The 13,525-nt window shown below is 66.8% G+C and carries 13 protein-coding genes; 4 read left to right on the top strand and 9 right to left on the bottom strand.

Going from position 1 to position 13,525, the window contains the following annotated elements:
- Positions 1-19: 19 nt before the first annotated feature.
- The 7 genes from C8N35_RS03290 to C8N35_RS03320 are packed head-to-tail and all read right to left on the bottom strand — an operon-like array spanning position 20 to position 6,684.
- A complete protein-coding gene (locus C8N35_RS03290; RefSeq protein ID WP_107988166.1) occupies positions 20-553 on the bottom strand; it encodes a MaoC/PaaZ C-terminal domain-containing protein in 534 nt (177 codons plus the stop codon).
- Positions 550-2,160, bottom strand: a complete 1,611-nt coding sequence (locus tag C8N35_RS03295; RefSeq protein WP_107988167.1) for an AMP-binding protein — start codon at positions 2,158-2,160, stop codon at positions 550-552. Before C8N35_RS03295 ends, C8N35_RS03290 begins: the two co-directional genes overlap by 4 nt.
- The gene (locus C8N35_RS03300) at positions 2,160-2,915 is read right to left on the bottom strand and encodes an ABC transporter ATP-binding protein (RefSeq protein WP_107988168.1); all 756 of its coding nucleotides are present in this window, start codon (positions 2,913-2,915) and stop codon (positions 2,160-2,162) included. The genes C8N35_RS03295 and C8N35_RS03300 overlap by 1 nt, the downstream gene beginning before the upstream one ends.
- On the bottom strand, positions 2,912-3,700 hold the full coding sequence (locus tag C8N35_RS03305; RefSeq protein ID WP_107988169.1) for an ABC transporter ATP-binding protein: 789 nt from the start codon (positions 3,698-3,700) through the stop codon (positions 2,912-2,914). Before C8N35_RS03305 ends, C8N35_RS03300 begins: the two co-directional genes overlap by 4 nt.
- Positions 3,697-4,644, bottom strand: coding sequence for a branched-chain amino acid ABC transporter permease (locus C8N35_RS03310; protein WP_107988170.1), 948 nt, complete (start codon positions 4,642-4,644; stop codon positions 3,697-3,699). Before C8N35_RS03310 ends, C8N35_RS03305 begins: the two co-directional genes overlap by 4 nt.
- Before the next feature lie 11 nt (positions 4,645-4,655).
- Positions 4,656-5,525: a branched-chain amino acid ABC transporter permease gene (locus tag C8N35_RS03315; RefSeq protein WP_107988171.1), complete on the bottom strand. Its 870-nt coding sequence runs from the start codon at positions 5,523-5,525 to the stop codon at positions 4,656-4,658.
- A 16-nt stretch (positions 5,526-5,541) separates the two neighbouring features.
- Complete coding sequence (locus tag C8N35_RS03320) at positions 5,542-6,684, bottom strand: ABC transporter substrate-binding protein (protein WP_107988172.1); 1,143 nt, start codon at positions 6,682-6,684, stop codon at positions 5,542-5,544.
- 220 nt (positions 6,685-6,904) lie between these two features.
- Between C8N35_RS03320 and C8N35_RS03325 the strand changes: the two genes are divergently transcribed.
- Positions 6,905-7,723, top strand: a complete 819-nt coding sequence (locus tag C8N35_RS03325) for an IclR family transcriptional regulator (protein ID WP_107988173.1) — start codon at positions 6,905-6,907, stop codon at positions 7,721-7,723.
- Positions 7,724-7,860: 137 nt separating this feature from the next.
- Here C8N35_RS03325 and C8N35_RS03330 read toward each other — a convergent pair whose 3' ends face one another.
- Positions 7,861-8,862, bottom strand: coding sequence for an NAD(P)H-dependent flavin oxidoreductase (locus tag C8N35_RS03330; protein ID WP_342753475.1), 1,002 nt, complete (start codon positions 8,860-8,862; stop codon positions 7,861-7,863).
- The gene (locus C8N35_RS03335) at positions 8,859-9,332 is read right to left on the bottom strand and encodes a PaaI family thioesterase (protein ID WP_107988174.1); all 474 of its coding nucleotides are present in this window, start codon (positions 9,330-9,332) and stop codon (positions 8,859-8,861) included. Before C8N35_RS03335 ends, C8N35_RS03330 begins: the two co-directional genes overlap by 4 nt.
- Before the next feature lie 517 nt (positions 9,333-9,849).
- Here C8N35_RS03335 and mmsB point away from each other — a divergent pair.
- From mmsB to C8N35_RS03350, 3 genes are all read left to right on the top strand, one after another.
- Positions 9,850-10,848, top strand: coding sequence for a 3-hydroxyisobutyrate dehydrogenase (gene mmsB, locus C8N35_RS03340; RefSeq protein WP_281261762.1), 999 nt, complete (start codon positions 9,850-9,852; stop codon positions 10,846-10,848).
- A 191-nt stretch (positions 10,849-11,039) separates the two neighbouring features.
- Positions 11,040-12,332 (top strand): amidohydrolase family protein, encoded by a 1,293-nt coding sequence (locus C8N35_RS03345; protein ID WP_107988176.1) that lies wholly within the window; start codon positions 11,040-11,042, stop codon positions 12,330-12,332.
- Positions 12,333-12,479: 147 nt separating this feature from the next.
- A complete protein-coding gene (locus C8N35_RS03350) occupies positions 12,480-13,481 on the top strand; it encodes a BMP family protein (RefSeq protein WP_245926642.1) in 1,002 nt (333 codons plus the stop codon).
- The last annotated feature ends 44 nt before the right edge of the window (positions 13,482-13,525 follow it).

The following is a 13,525-nucleotide window of genomic DNA, read 5'->3' on the forward strand; positions in this document are numbered from 1 at the left end:
TCTCCGGGTAAGGCGGACATCAGGCGGAAAGCCCGGCGCGGGTGGTGACAAGGACATCGCTGCGGCCGCTCTGCACGCAGGCGCCGTCGCTGTCGATGAGATCGAAACGCCGGCCGATGCGGCCCGTGCGGCTTGGTCCGGTGCGGCCGGTGCCGCGCAGCTCCTTGTCGAGGATGGTGAGGCGCAGGCGCAGCGTCGTGCCGATCAGGATCGGCTTTTCGAAACGCCAGTCGGAAATGCCGAGCATGGCAACGGCCGAGCCTTCGAAGATGCCGAGCCCGTGCATCAGCCCGATCGCCAGGCCAATGCCGAAGCTGCCGTGCACGAGCCGTTCGCCGTAGCGGGTGGTGCGGGCGAAATCGGCATCGGAATGGATGGCGTTCCAGTCGCCGGTCAGCATCGAGAACATGGTGAGGTCGGTCTCGGTGATCGTGCGACCGCCCGTCTCGAAGACCTGACCTTCCACGAAGTCCTCGAAATGCATGGCGCGGTGGCCCGGTCCAATGGTCGTGGGGCCGGAAGTCTCGGAGCCGGAGGACGTATTTGTGGTCATCGGTTTTCCTCCTTCAGGCGCTCTTCGGCCATGGCGCGCAGCGTGGCGCGCTTGATCTTCAGCCCGTTGGCGCTGTCGGTGGTGGGGTAGGTCTCAAGCGGCCAGACGCGGATCGGCACCTTGTAGGCGGCGAGCTTGCCGCGCGCGTCGGCGATGACCGCGTCGGCGTCGAAATTGGCCGGATCGGGCGTGATGGCGAAGGCGACGGGCCGGCTCTGCCCGCCCTCCACGACCGCGACCACCTGCGCATCGCTGACGCCGGGGGCGGCGCGCAGCACCTCCTCTATTTCGGCGGGATCGGTGAGAAAGCCGGACAGGCGGATGGCGTCGCCCATGCGCGCCAGATAGACGAAGCTGCCGTCGTCGCGCAGGTAGCCCATGTCGCCAGTGCGGAAGAACCCCTCCGCATCGATGGCCTTTTCCGTCGCCTTCGGGTTGCGGAAATAGCCGAGGAAATTGGTGGGCGCGCGAACCTCCAGCTCGCCCACCTCGCCCGGCGGCAGAAGCTTGCCGCTTTCCACCTCGCGCACGCGCACCTGCGCATCGTGCGAGGCGGGCCGGCCGCCGCCCTTCACCCGTTCCTCGGGCACCGCATCGCCATCCTGAACGGCGAAGATCGCGCAAACCTCCGAGGATCCGTAGAGCCCGCGCAACGGCACGCCGCGGCGCGCCGCCTCCAGCAGGATCTCGCCGACGCCCGGCGTGAAGGCGGCAAAGCCGCAGCAGCGCGCGCGATCGAGACAGCCGGGATCGACCTCCAGCAGCCGGCGGTACATCTCGTCGGAGCCGACCATGTGGGTAAGACCATGCGCCCGGATGCGCGGGGCATCGGCCGCGGCATCGAACATGGTGACAAGATGCAGCGGCGCGGCACCGGCCATCGCCGCCAGCGTGGCGTTAAGGCCGAAGACGCCGCAAAAGGGCATGGCCGCGAGATAGGCAGCACCCGGCGCATCGAATCCGTAGCTTTTCGCCGAGCGCAGCGCATGAAGCGCCAGAGTATGCTCGGAATGCGTGACCAGCTTGGGCGCGCTGGTGGTGCCCGACGTGGTGAAGAAGATCAGCGGCCGGTCCGGTTCGGTGGCCGCATCGCTGACGGCGTCCGGCTCGCCGACCTTTTCATTAGCCGGCAAAATACCATCCAGTTCGACGGCGACCACGGGACGGCCGATCAGGATGTCCGGCAGCGCATCGGAGGCGTCGAAGAGCGCGATGGTGGCGAGATCCGGCAGGTCCGCGTCCTCAAGCCCCGACAGGATCGACAGGAAATCGATCTTGCCGGTGCGGGGTGCGAGAAGCAGCATGCGCGCGCCGGAGGATTTCAGGATGTGCTCCAGCTCGCTGGTGCGATAACGGGTATTGACCGCCGCGATCGCCACGCCGCGCCGGGCGCAGGCAAACAGGAAGGCCAGCCATTCCGGCCGGTTGACGAGCCACAGGGCGATGCAGTCGCCCGTGCAGAGCCCCTGTGCCTGAAGCCAGCCCTCCGCGCGCGCGACGAGCGCATCGAAGGCGGCGGCATCAAGCGTGCCCCCCTCCTCGGTGACGAGGAGCGAACCGGCGCGGCCGCGCGCGGCCGCCAGAAGATCATCCAGTCTGTGTTTCATCAGTAGAGCGCCATCAGCTTGGAATTGTCGGCGAGGTCTTCCGGCAGGCCCTTCCAGATCATCCGGCCGGACTTCATCACCTCCACACGGTCGGAGATCTTCAGCGCCTCGCGCACGTTCTGCTCGACCAGCAGGATGGAGAGCCCCTCGCGCTGCTGGAGCTCGCGGATGGGGGCGAGCAGATCCTGAAAGAGTTTCGGCGCCAGCCCGATGGAAGGCTCATCAAGCAGCAGGATGCGCGGCCGCCCCAGAAGCGCCCGGCCGATGGAGACCATCTGCGCCTGGCCGCCCGACAGGGTGCCTGCCCGGCGGTGACGGAATTCGGCGATGACCGGCAGGATGGAGAAGACCCAGTCGCGCCGCTCGGCACGCTCGTCCTCGGGCACGCCGACCGCCCACATGCCCATCTCGAAGATCTCGTTGACGGTGAGGCTGGGGAAGATGCCGCGCCCTTCCGGCACCATGGCGATGCCGGCCTTCGACAGCGACTTGGGATCGGCGCCGGTCACCGGCTCTCCGCGCAGGCGGATCTCGCCGGCCTCGGCCGGGTGGAGACCGAACAGCGTCTTCATCAGGGTGGACTTGCCCGCCCCGTTGTGGCCGATGAGGCAGAGCACCTCGCCCTCGTGGAGCGTGATATCGAGATCCTCCAGCACCAGCGCGCCGCCATAGCCGGTGGTGAGGCCCCGCGCCTCTAAAATGGGCGCCTCCAGGATGGGCGCCCCGCCGCGGCGTTGGTCTTGTTGCGCGCTCATGCCCGGTCTCCGAAGTAGATGGCCGTCAGTTCCGGGTTCTCCAGAACGCTCTTGGGCTCGCCGTCTGCGAGCAGGCGGCCGCGGTCGAGGAAGGCGATGCGGTCGGAGATGCCGACGACGATGTCGAGATTGTGCTCGATGATGCAGACGGTGACGCCGGCGGCGACCTCCTCGCGCAGGAGCCGCAGGAAGGTCTCGTAGCTGTTGGGATCGAGACCGGAGGCCGGCTCGTCGAGCAGCCACAGCCGGGCATCGGCCGCCATGATGCGCGCCAGCGACAGGAACTTGCGTTCCGCATAGGCGAGATCGATGGCGCGCACATGCGCCTTGTCGATGAGGTCGGTGCGCTCCATCACGTGCTCCACCTTCGCCCGCTTTTCCCGGGCCGACGGGCCGGAGAGCGAGAACGGCAGGGCGCCGGGCTCCATGACGGTGAGGATGTTTTCCTCAACCGTCATGTCGTTGAAGAGGCGCAGGTCCTGGAAGGTGCGGGCGATGCCGAGACGGGCGATGCGATAGGGCTTCATGCCGGCGATGTCGCGGCCAAGCCAGCGAAGCGAACCGCCCGAGCGCACCAGATGGCCGGTGATCAGGTTGAAGAGCGTCGTCTTGCCGGCGCCATTGGGGCCGACGAGCGTGGTGACGATGCCCGCGCGCAGGTCCATGGAGACGTTGGAAACCGCGTGGACCCCGCCGAAGTGCTTCTCCAGGTTGCGGATTTCCAGAAGGACCTCGGGCGCCTCGACGGGCCGGGCGGCAGCGTTTGTGGCGGCGGATGCGGTCATCGGGCGGCCTCCGCCGGTCTGGACGCGGGAGCCTGCGCTTCCGTGTCGGGGTCCTTTGGCCGCGTGCGCGCCTTCGCCTTCGATCGTCCGACCAGACCGCCGGGGCGGAAGATCATGAGAACGGCCATGCCGAGGCCGTAGATGATCTGCTGGATGGCGCCGATCTGGGTCTGGGGCAGGAAGCTCATGTAGGAGAGCAGGCCCGGCAGCAGAAGAAGAAGCGCGGCCCCCACGACGGGGCCCGCCGCCGTGCCCGTGCCGCCGATGATCACCATCGCCATGACCAGCACCGAGGTGTCGAGCGTGAAGCTCTCCACGTTGATGAAGGCGAGATAATGGGCGTAGAGCACGCCGGCGATGGCCGCCAGCGCTGCGGAGATGACGACCGAGATCGTCTTGATGAGCGGCACATTCTTGCCGAAGCTTTCCGCAGCACTCTCGCTGTCGCGGATGGCGGTGAGAGAGCGGCCGAAGCTGGAATGGACCAGAAGCCGCGTCGCCACCAGCACCAGGACGAGGACGGCGAGCGACAGCGGGAAGAAGGCGGCCGGACGGTAGATCTGGTAGCCGACAAGATCGACGGGCGGGATGCCGATGAGCCCGCCGATGCCGCCAGTGACCGACTTCCATTCCGAAAAGACGGTGACGGCCAGCACCTGCAGGCCCAGCGAGGCGGCGACGAAATATTCGCCGCGCACCCTGAGCGCCGGCAGGGCGAGCGCCAGCGACAGAACGCCGGCCACGACCATGGCGATGGGCACAGTGACGAAGATGGAGGCGGAGAGGCTCATCGCCACCAGCGCGCCGGTATAGGCGCCGACGCCGAAGAACACCGCATGCGCCAGCGAGAAGATGCCGGCGTAGCCCATGATGAAGTTCAGCGTGATCGCCAGGATCGAGTAGATCGAGATCAGTACGCCGAGATTGAGCAGATAGGCTTGCATGATGGGTCTCCTCAGCGTGTCGCGTGGCGGCCGAAGAGACCGGCGGGACGAAGGAGGATGACGAGGAAGAGGATCGCGAAGGTCACCGCCTCGGTCCACTGGCTCTCGAAGACGACGAGCGCGAGGTTTTCGGCAAGGCCCAGAATGAAGCCCGCCACCAGCGCGCCGCCGATGGACCCGATGCCGCCGACGATGGTGGCCGCGAGCGAGATCAGCATGACGTGGTGGCCGAGCGTCGGGTTGAGGCCGGAGCCGAGTGCGGTGATGACCGCGCTGGGCACCACCAGCAGCGAACCGAGCGCGAAGGCGATGGAGGAGAGCCGTCGCGGATCGAGCCCGTAGGCGCGGATCAGCTCCGGCGAATCCGCCAGCGCGCGCAGCGCCATGCCCACATGGGTGCGGTTGAGGAAGAGAAGCAGCGCCACGAAGAACAGCCCCGCACAGGCGACCGCGATCCAGGCGAGCGGCGAGACGTAGACCCCGTCCATCAGCTTCACCGAGCGGCTGAGCCCGGTGGAGATGGTGACGAAGGAACGGCCGAACACCATGCCCAGCACGTTCTGCACCGCGATGCCGATGCCGAAGGAGGCGACGAAGACGGTGAAGAAGGAGCCCTCGTGACGCTGGATCGGCGCGTAGACGAGCCGGTCCATCGCCACGCCGAAGGCCATGGCGGCGAGGGCTGCGAGCACGATGCCCGCCACCATGCCGAGGCCCGAGGTCTCGGCCCAGTAGAAGACATAGGCCGCCAGCACGAAGGCTGCGCCGTGGGCGAAGTGGAACACGCGGGTCGCGCCGAAGATCAGCGAGAACCCGGCCGCGGTCAGCGCATAGAGCGCGCCGACCTGCAGCCCCGTGAAGGTGAGCTGGAGCCAGAGCATGGAGCGGGTGCCGTCTTTACTGGATGCTGACGGTGGTCAGGGCGACGGGTGCGCCCTTTTCGACCCGGTTCACCTGGATCGGCGCAAGCAGGGTGCCGTTGTCCTGGAAGGACACGGTTCCGCCGACGAGATCGAACGACTTCGTCGCCTTGCGCTGGGCCAGAAGATTGGCACCGGTGACGGGCTCGCCCTTTTCCTCCAGCGCGTGGGCGAGCAGCGCGAAGAGACGGACCGCATTGTAGTAGTTGGCCACATAGGCCGAGGGCATGCGGTGGTGGGAGGCCTCGTAGTCGGTGACGAAGCGCTTGGTGACGGGATCGGAGGAGGTGTAGTCGACCGCCTGCGTGGTGAAGAGCAGGCCGTCGGCCTCCGGCAGCTTCATCGCCTCGGGCACGGAGAAGCCCGAATAGGAGGCGAACTGCGCTTCCACGCCGTTGTCGCGCAACTGCTTGGCGATCTGCACCTGCTGGGCGCCGTAGGAGGCGATGTAGACCACGTCCGCGCCGGCCGAGCGCACCTTGGCGGCGATGCCGGAGAAGTTCTGCGTGTTGGTGGGCACCGACATGGCGTCGACCAGTTCGCCGCCCACGTCCGGCAGCGTCGCCTTCAGTTCGTCCAGGATCGACTGGCCGAGCGGATCGTCGACATAGACCAGCGCAACCTTCTTCAGCCCCTGGTCGGCCAGATACGGCACCATGGCGCGCACTTCGAGGTTCGCCAGCGGAATGACGTTCCAGAAATAGGGGCCGAGCTTGGCAAGGTCCGGGCCGACGCCGCCGCCGTTGACGGCCACCGTCTCGCTGCGCTGGGCAAGCGTCGAGATCGCCTTGGAAACGCCGGTGAAGGCCGACAGCACGTATGGCACCTGCGACACTTCGATGAGCTTGGTCATGCCCACGACGGCCGGCTGCGGCAGGGCCTGGCTGTCCTCGTATTCGATCGTCAGCCGCCCGCCGAGCATGTTGTCCGCGTTGACGTGCTGGGCGGCGAGATTGGCGCCGGAGGCGAAGATGTCGCCATAGGCGGAATTGGGGCCCGACAGGGGGAACAGCGCGCCGATCTTCAGATCCTCGGCATGGGCGCTGCCGATGGCGCTTCCCGCGACGGCGATGCACAGCGTTGCCGCGGCGACGGCCGAGGCAAATCTCGCTTTTTTCATTTTTTCTCCTCCCAGAGAGTTAGGCTTTATGCCTAGAGCGTTTTCTACATCAAGAATGGTATTCTGCAAAGAGAAAGCTATATTGCACCGCATCAAAATCCGCGGCGTCCCGTTGCGCCCTGTTGCGTTGCGATGCGGTTTCGCGGATCACGTAAACCATTGAAATCGGCCGAGCAGGGCCGATCCCCGGGCCGGCATCAGGCCCGAAACGAGGCTGGAAATGCGAAGAAAGAACAGCGAAGAGGGCGAGGCCGCGCCCGAGGGAGAGACCGGCCAGGGGGCAACGAAATATGTCGGCGCGGTGGAGAACGCGGTGGCGATCCTGCGTTTCCTGACGCATGCGCACGGGCCGGCGGGCGTTGCCCGCATCGCCCGCGAAACGGAAATCAACGTTTCCACCACCTTCAACATCGCGCGCACGCTGGCCAAGGAAGGGCTCGTCGCCTTTGACCCCGAAACCAAGGAATACCGGCCGGGCGTCGGGCTTCTGGAATTCTCCGTGCCGCTTCTGGGCACCAACCAGGTGGACCTGCTGCAACCGCGCCTTTCGGAACTGGCGGAGACGCACAAGGCGCTGATCGGGCTGTGGAAAGTAACGCCGGGCGACAGGATCGTGCTGGTCGACCGGGAGGTGAAGGGCACGGTGGTGCGCGTGGACATGCAGCTCGGCTCGCGCCTGCCGGCCCTCATCGGCGCGATCGGGCGCTGCGTCGCCGCCTCGCGCGGGCTGCCCCGGGCGGACCTGAAGCGCCGCTTCGCCGAACTGCGCTGGCAGAACCCGCCAAGCTTCGAGGACTATGCGCGCGACGTCGACAAGGCCCGCGAGACGGGCTTTGCGTTCGATCGCGGGAACCTGTTCCAGGGCGTCGACATCGTCGCCGCCGCCGTTCTGGACGAGCGCGGCAACGCCCGGCTCGGCATCAGCGGCATCACCATCCGGGATCAGATGTCGGAGGCGGAACTGGAGGCGCTCGCCCGCGAACTGGCAGACGTCGCGCGCTATTTCGCAGCCACGCTTTATGGACGGACGAGCGGCTAGGATGTCCGTGCTGGACGTGGTTGGGCCGCACCCGAAATTCCCGCGGCTCCGGATCACCCGGACGGAGCCTTTGCCCGCGAAAGCGGGTGCCGGGTGATGACGGCGCAGAGAACGGAGCGGGAGAAAGGCTTGGGGCCTTACGCCCCGCAGATCCGCTTGCGGGCGGCATCGCGCTCCGTGGCAAGGCGCGCGACGATGGTGGCGACCGGCTCGATCGCATCGATGGAGCCCACGCCCTGCCCGGCGCCAAAGATCTCCTTCCACGCCTTCGGCTTGGACGCGCCTGCGGCGAAATCCATGCGGCGGGGTTCGGCCGACGCGGCCTCGGCCGGATCGATGCCGGCGGCCGCGATGGAGCCCGCCAGATAGTTGCCGTGGGTGCCGGTGAACATCGGCGAATAGATGATGTCGGCAGCCGTGGAGGCGACCGCCATCTCCTTGTGCGCATCGATCGCCATCGATTCCGCCGCCGTCAGGAACAGCGTGCCGATATAGGCGAAGTCGCAGCCGAGCGCCTCCGCCGCCACGATCGCCCGACCATCGGCGATGGCACCGGAGAGAATCAGCGCGCCGTCGAAGAAGCGGCGCGCCTCGCCGGCGAGCGCGAAAGGCGACATCCGGCCGGCATGGCCACCCGCGCCGGCGGCAACCAGAATCAGTCCGTCGACCCCGGCGCCGGCCGCCTTGCGGGCGTGGCGCATGTTGATCACGTCGTGAAAGACGAGCCCGCCGTAGCCGTGGACGCGCTCGACCACGGTGCCGGGCTGGGAAAGCGAGGTGATGACCAGCGGCACCTTGTGAGCGGCGATCACTTCCAGATCCTCGTCAAGACGCGGATTGGATTCATGCACGATCAGGTTGACGCCGTAGGGCGCCGCCTTGCGGCCGGTCTCCGCCTCGAAGGCGGCGAGCCGGGCCTCGATCGCGCAGAGCCAGCGGTCGAGTTCGGGCTGGGGCCGGGCGTTCAGCGCCGGAAACGTGCCGATGACGCCGGCCTTGCATTGCTCGACCACCAGATCGACGCCGGAGGTCAGGAACATCGGAGCGCCGATTACCGGCAATCCGGCCGCCGCGCGCAGGGTTTCAACCGTCCACATCTTCTTCTTTTCCTCCCGGGTCGTATTCGGTGTCAGCGTCATTCCTGAACGCCATGCGTTTCCTGCGCGCCGTCGGCGCCCTCGCCTCCCTCCTGCCATTCCAGCACGAGCTGCGTCTGCGACACGACGGCGGCGAGCTTGCCGTCGCCGCGGAAGATCCTGACCTCCCAGATCATCGTCTTGCGGCCGCGATGGTAGGGCGTGGCGACGCCGCGTGCTGTATCGCCGATGCGGATGGGGCGCAGGAAGTTGGTCTTGCTTTCGAGCGTCACCGTGCCCTGGCCTTCGGGCAGGTTCAAAAGCGTGGCGGTGCCGCACAGATTGTCGGCAAACGACATCAGCGCCCCGCCATGCAGCACACCGTTGCGGTTGCCAAGCCAGGCTTCCACCGGCATTTCGCCCACGACCTCGTCGCGTGCGAAGCTGACCGTGCGAATTCCCAGGGCGCTGCTGAAGGGCGACAGCGTCTCAGCCACGCCACGAAGCCGCTCGTGCTCTTCGCCGTCCGTCATCTCGGAAAATGTCCTCCCATTTTCGAACGCGAGATTTAAGTGGGGCCAGAAACGCTGGCAAAGCATTTCAGCCATAGGCAACCGGCATGGCAGGGAAAGGGAGGTCGCGGCCTGACACGATGTCATCCCCGCGCAAGCGGGGGTGACATCGAATGTGCGGGCGAAACAGACCGCACAGGCGTGGAAACCTGAACTGTATCTCGTGCGGGACACGCGGCGCCGCGTCCCTCGCCAGCCGGGATCCGCCAATGAGCGCCGCACTTGCCGTCCGGCCCCTTCCGCTCATGCCCCTCCTCCGTCATTGCCCGGCTCTGTCTGGGTGATCCAGCACGCCCCGCGCACGCCGCAGCCGAAGATGGATTGCCCGGCTTGGTCCAGGCAATGACGAGGGAAGGGCCAGAGCCGGAGGCCCGAGCAGGCGCCCGCGCCAGGCTCGCCAAAAGGAGGCTGGCGGGGCGCGGGCCGGAGGGGCTAAGTTTTCCGTGAAATCGTCCGGTGCGAGGAATCGGAACAGTCTTTGAAGGGACGGGCCGGCCGGCGGGAGGCGTACGGCAGGCCGCAAGGAGCGCGCGCGACATCGCCGCGTCCCGACACGTCCCACCACTCTGGGAGGAAACGAAAAATGAGCGACATCGCATTCATCGGCCTTGGCAACATGGGCCTGCCCATGGCCATCAACCTCGTCAAGGCCGGCCATTCGGTCGTTGCCTTCGACACGGTGCCCGAGACGCAGGAGAAGGCCCGGGCGGAGGGAATGGCGGTCGCCGACGACGCGGCAAAGGCGGTCGCTGCGGCCGATTTCGTCATCACCATGCTGCCCAACGGCGCCATCGTCACCAGGGTCTACGAGACGATCGTGCCGGCGGCGAAGCCCGGCGCGGTGCTGATCGACTGCTCCACCATCGATGTGACGAGCGCCAGGACGGCCCATGCGATGGCGGAGAAGGCGGGCCTCCTGTCGCTCGACGCGCCCGTATCCGGCGGCACGGCGGGGGCTGCGGCCGGTACGCTGACCTTCATGGTCGGCGGGCAGCGCGAGGCCTTTGACAAGGCGAGCGTGATCCTCGACGTGATGGGCGGCAAGCTCGTCTATTGCGGGGACGGCGGGGCCGGGCAATCGGCCAAGATCTGCAACAACATGCTGCTCGCCATTTCCATGATCGGGGCCTGCGAGGCCTTCGCGCTGGCCGAAAAGATCGGGCTTTCGGCGGAAGCCGCCTTCGACGTGATCTCCACATCCTCCGGTTTCTGCTGGTCGGTCAACACGTACTGCCCGGTGCCGGGAGTGGGGCCGAAAAGCCCGGCCGACAACGATTACAAGCCCGGCTTCGCGGCCGAGCTGATGGCGAAGGATCTGGGGCTTTCGCAACAGGCGGCCGAGGCCTCCGGCCAGGCGACGCCGATGGGCGCGCGCGCGCTGGAACTCTACAGCCACTTCCTGGAAAACGGCGGCGCGGGCAAGGACTTTTCCGGCATGATCAATTATCTGCGGTCCGCCACGCGCGGCGGCGAATGACGCTGGCGAGGCGACCCGACGACCGGGCACCCGCCGCACGATCCGCGATCGGACGGGCGGGAACGGGGGCGCATCTTTCCCCCGTTCTTTCCACCGAAACGGTAGCGCGACATTGTCAGGCTTGATCTGGCGGCGGTGATTGAGGACAAGGAGAGGCTTTCTCCATCCGCGAGTCCCCGGAAAACCCCGCCATGTTCGACCTTCTCATCCGAAACGCCAACCTGCCCGACGGGCGGGAGGGCGTTGATATTGCCGTCAAGGACGGCCGCATCGCCGCTATCGAGCGGGCCATAGAGGGGCAAGCGGGAGAGATCATTGAGGCGGGCGGACGGCTTGTCTCGCCGCCTTTCGTGGACCCGCATTTCCATATGGACGCGACGCTGTCGCTCGGCCTGCCGCGGATGAACGTTTCCGGCACGCTTCTCGAGGGCATCGATCTCTGGGGCGAACTGCGGCCGACGCTGACGCGCGAAGCGGTGGTGGAGAGGGCGCTGAAATATTGCGATCTCGCGGTTTCGCAAGGGTTGCTGGCGATCCGCTCGCATGTCGATGTCTCCGATCCCGGCCTTGTCACGGTGGAGGCGCTGCTAGAGGTCCGCGAGAAGGTCGCGCCCACTATCGACCTGCAGCTCGTCGCTTTTCCGCAGGATGGCTACTACCGTTGCCCGGCGGCGGTGGACGCGCTCAACCGCGCGCTCGACATGGGCGTGGACGTGGTCGGCGGCATCCCGCATTTCGAGCGCACGATGGAGGACGGCCGGCGCTCGGTGGAGGCGCTCTGCCGCATCGCGGCCGAACGCGGGCTGATGGTCGACATGCATTGCGACGAGAGCGACGATCCGATGTCGCGCCATGTGGAGACGCTGGCGGCGGAAACCTTGCGCCACGGGCTTCAGGGCCGCGTTTCCGGTTCGCACCTCACCTCCATGCACTCCATGGACAACTATTACGTCTCCAAGCTCATTCCGCTGATGACGGAGGCACGGCTGAACGCCATCCCGAACCCGCTCATCAACATCGTCATCCAGGGCCGGCACGACACCTACCCCAAGCGGCGCGGCATGACGCGGGTGCGCGAGCTGATGGATGCCGGCATCAACGTCGCCTTCGGCCACGACTGCGTGATGGATCCCTGGTACTCGATGGGTTCGGGCGACATGCTGGAGGTCGCGCACATGGCCGTGCACGTGGCGCAGATGACCTCGATCGCCGACCGCAAGCGCATCTTCGACGCGATCACCGTCAACTCGGCGCGCGCGCTCGGGCTTGAAGGCTACGGGCTGGAGGTCGGCTGCAACGCCGACATGGTTCTGCTGCAGGCGCGCGATCCGCTGGAGGCGCTGAGGCTGAAGGCGACCCGGCTCGCGGTCATCCGCCGTGGCAGGATCATTGCAAGGACGCAACCGAGGATTGCGGAGCTCGACATCGAAGGGCGGCCGCAAACCGTCGATCCCGCGGATTACGCGCCGATCGCGGCCTCGTGAGAGGCGCGGCAAACCGCCGGGAGAACAATCCCGCACGATGCAATATTGTGCAGGCCGGCTGCTTGACAAAAATTTGAGCAGACGGTCAAATTTACGCGAAACAACAAGCGGGCGCACGACGGCCGCACAACCGGGGTTAACAGGGATATGGCGATCCTGAAATCGATGACACGCCGCAGCGTTCTTGCGAGCGGCGCGGCTCTTGGCGCGGGCCTTGCGGTTACGCTTTCCGGCACGCGGGCCGTTCTGGCGGACACGCCCTTGAAGGTGGCGGGCATTCACGCCTCGCCGGTGGAGAACGCCTGGAACTCGCGCCTGCACGAAGCACTGCTGGCGGCGGCCAAGGACGGCGTCATCGAGTACGAGTTCTCCGAGGGCGTGTCGGGCACCGACTACCCGCGCGCCATGCGCGAATACGCGGAAAAGGGCGTCGACCTGATCGTCGGCGAATCCTACGCGGTGGAGCGCGAGGCGCGCCAGGTCGCCAAGGACTATCCGGACGTGGCCTTCCTGATGGGCTCCTCGGGCGAGGCGTCGGGCGACAATTTCGGCGTCTTCGGCACCTGGAACTTCGACGGTGCCTATCTGGCGGGCATGCTTGCCGGCAAGATGACCAAGACCAACGTGGTCGGCTCCGTCGGCGCCATTCCGATCCCGGAAGTGAACCTCCTGATCAACGCCTTCAACGCCGGCGTTCATGAGGTGAACCCGGAGTGCAAGACGCTGGTCTCGTTCATCGGCACGTTCTTCGATCCGCCGAAGGCGCGCGAGGCGGGGCTTGCCGAGATCGACGCGGGCGCGGACATCCTGTTCGGCGAGCGCATCGGCACGGCGGACGCCGCCAAGGAACGCGGCATCAAGGCCGTCGGCTCGCTGATCGACTACACCGACCGCTATCCCGACACGGTGTTCGCCAACGCGATGTGGTACTTCCGCCCGATCCTCGACGCCGCGGTGGCCGACGTGAAGGCCGGCAAGCCGGTCGGCAAGATCTACACCGCCTACGGCCTGATGAAGGACGGCGGCTCGGACATCGTCTACACCAAGGGCGTGGCGCCCAAGGAAGCGGAAGAGGCGATGGAGAAGCGCCGTGCCGAGATCAAGGCCGGCACGTTCGAGGTGCCGCGCGACATGAGCGAGCCGAAGTAAGACGGCGCCGAAATCAGAACTGCGACCAACGGCGTGAACGCCCG

Origin of the sequence: Breoghania corrubedonensis (assembly GCF_003053845.1) — a bacterium.
GTDB classification, from domain to species: Bacteria; Pseudomonadota; Alphaproteobacteria; order Rhizobiales; family Stappiaceae; genus Breoghania; species Breoghania corrubedonensis.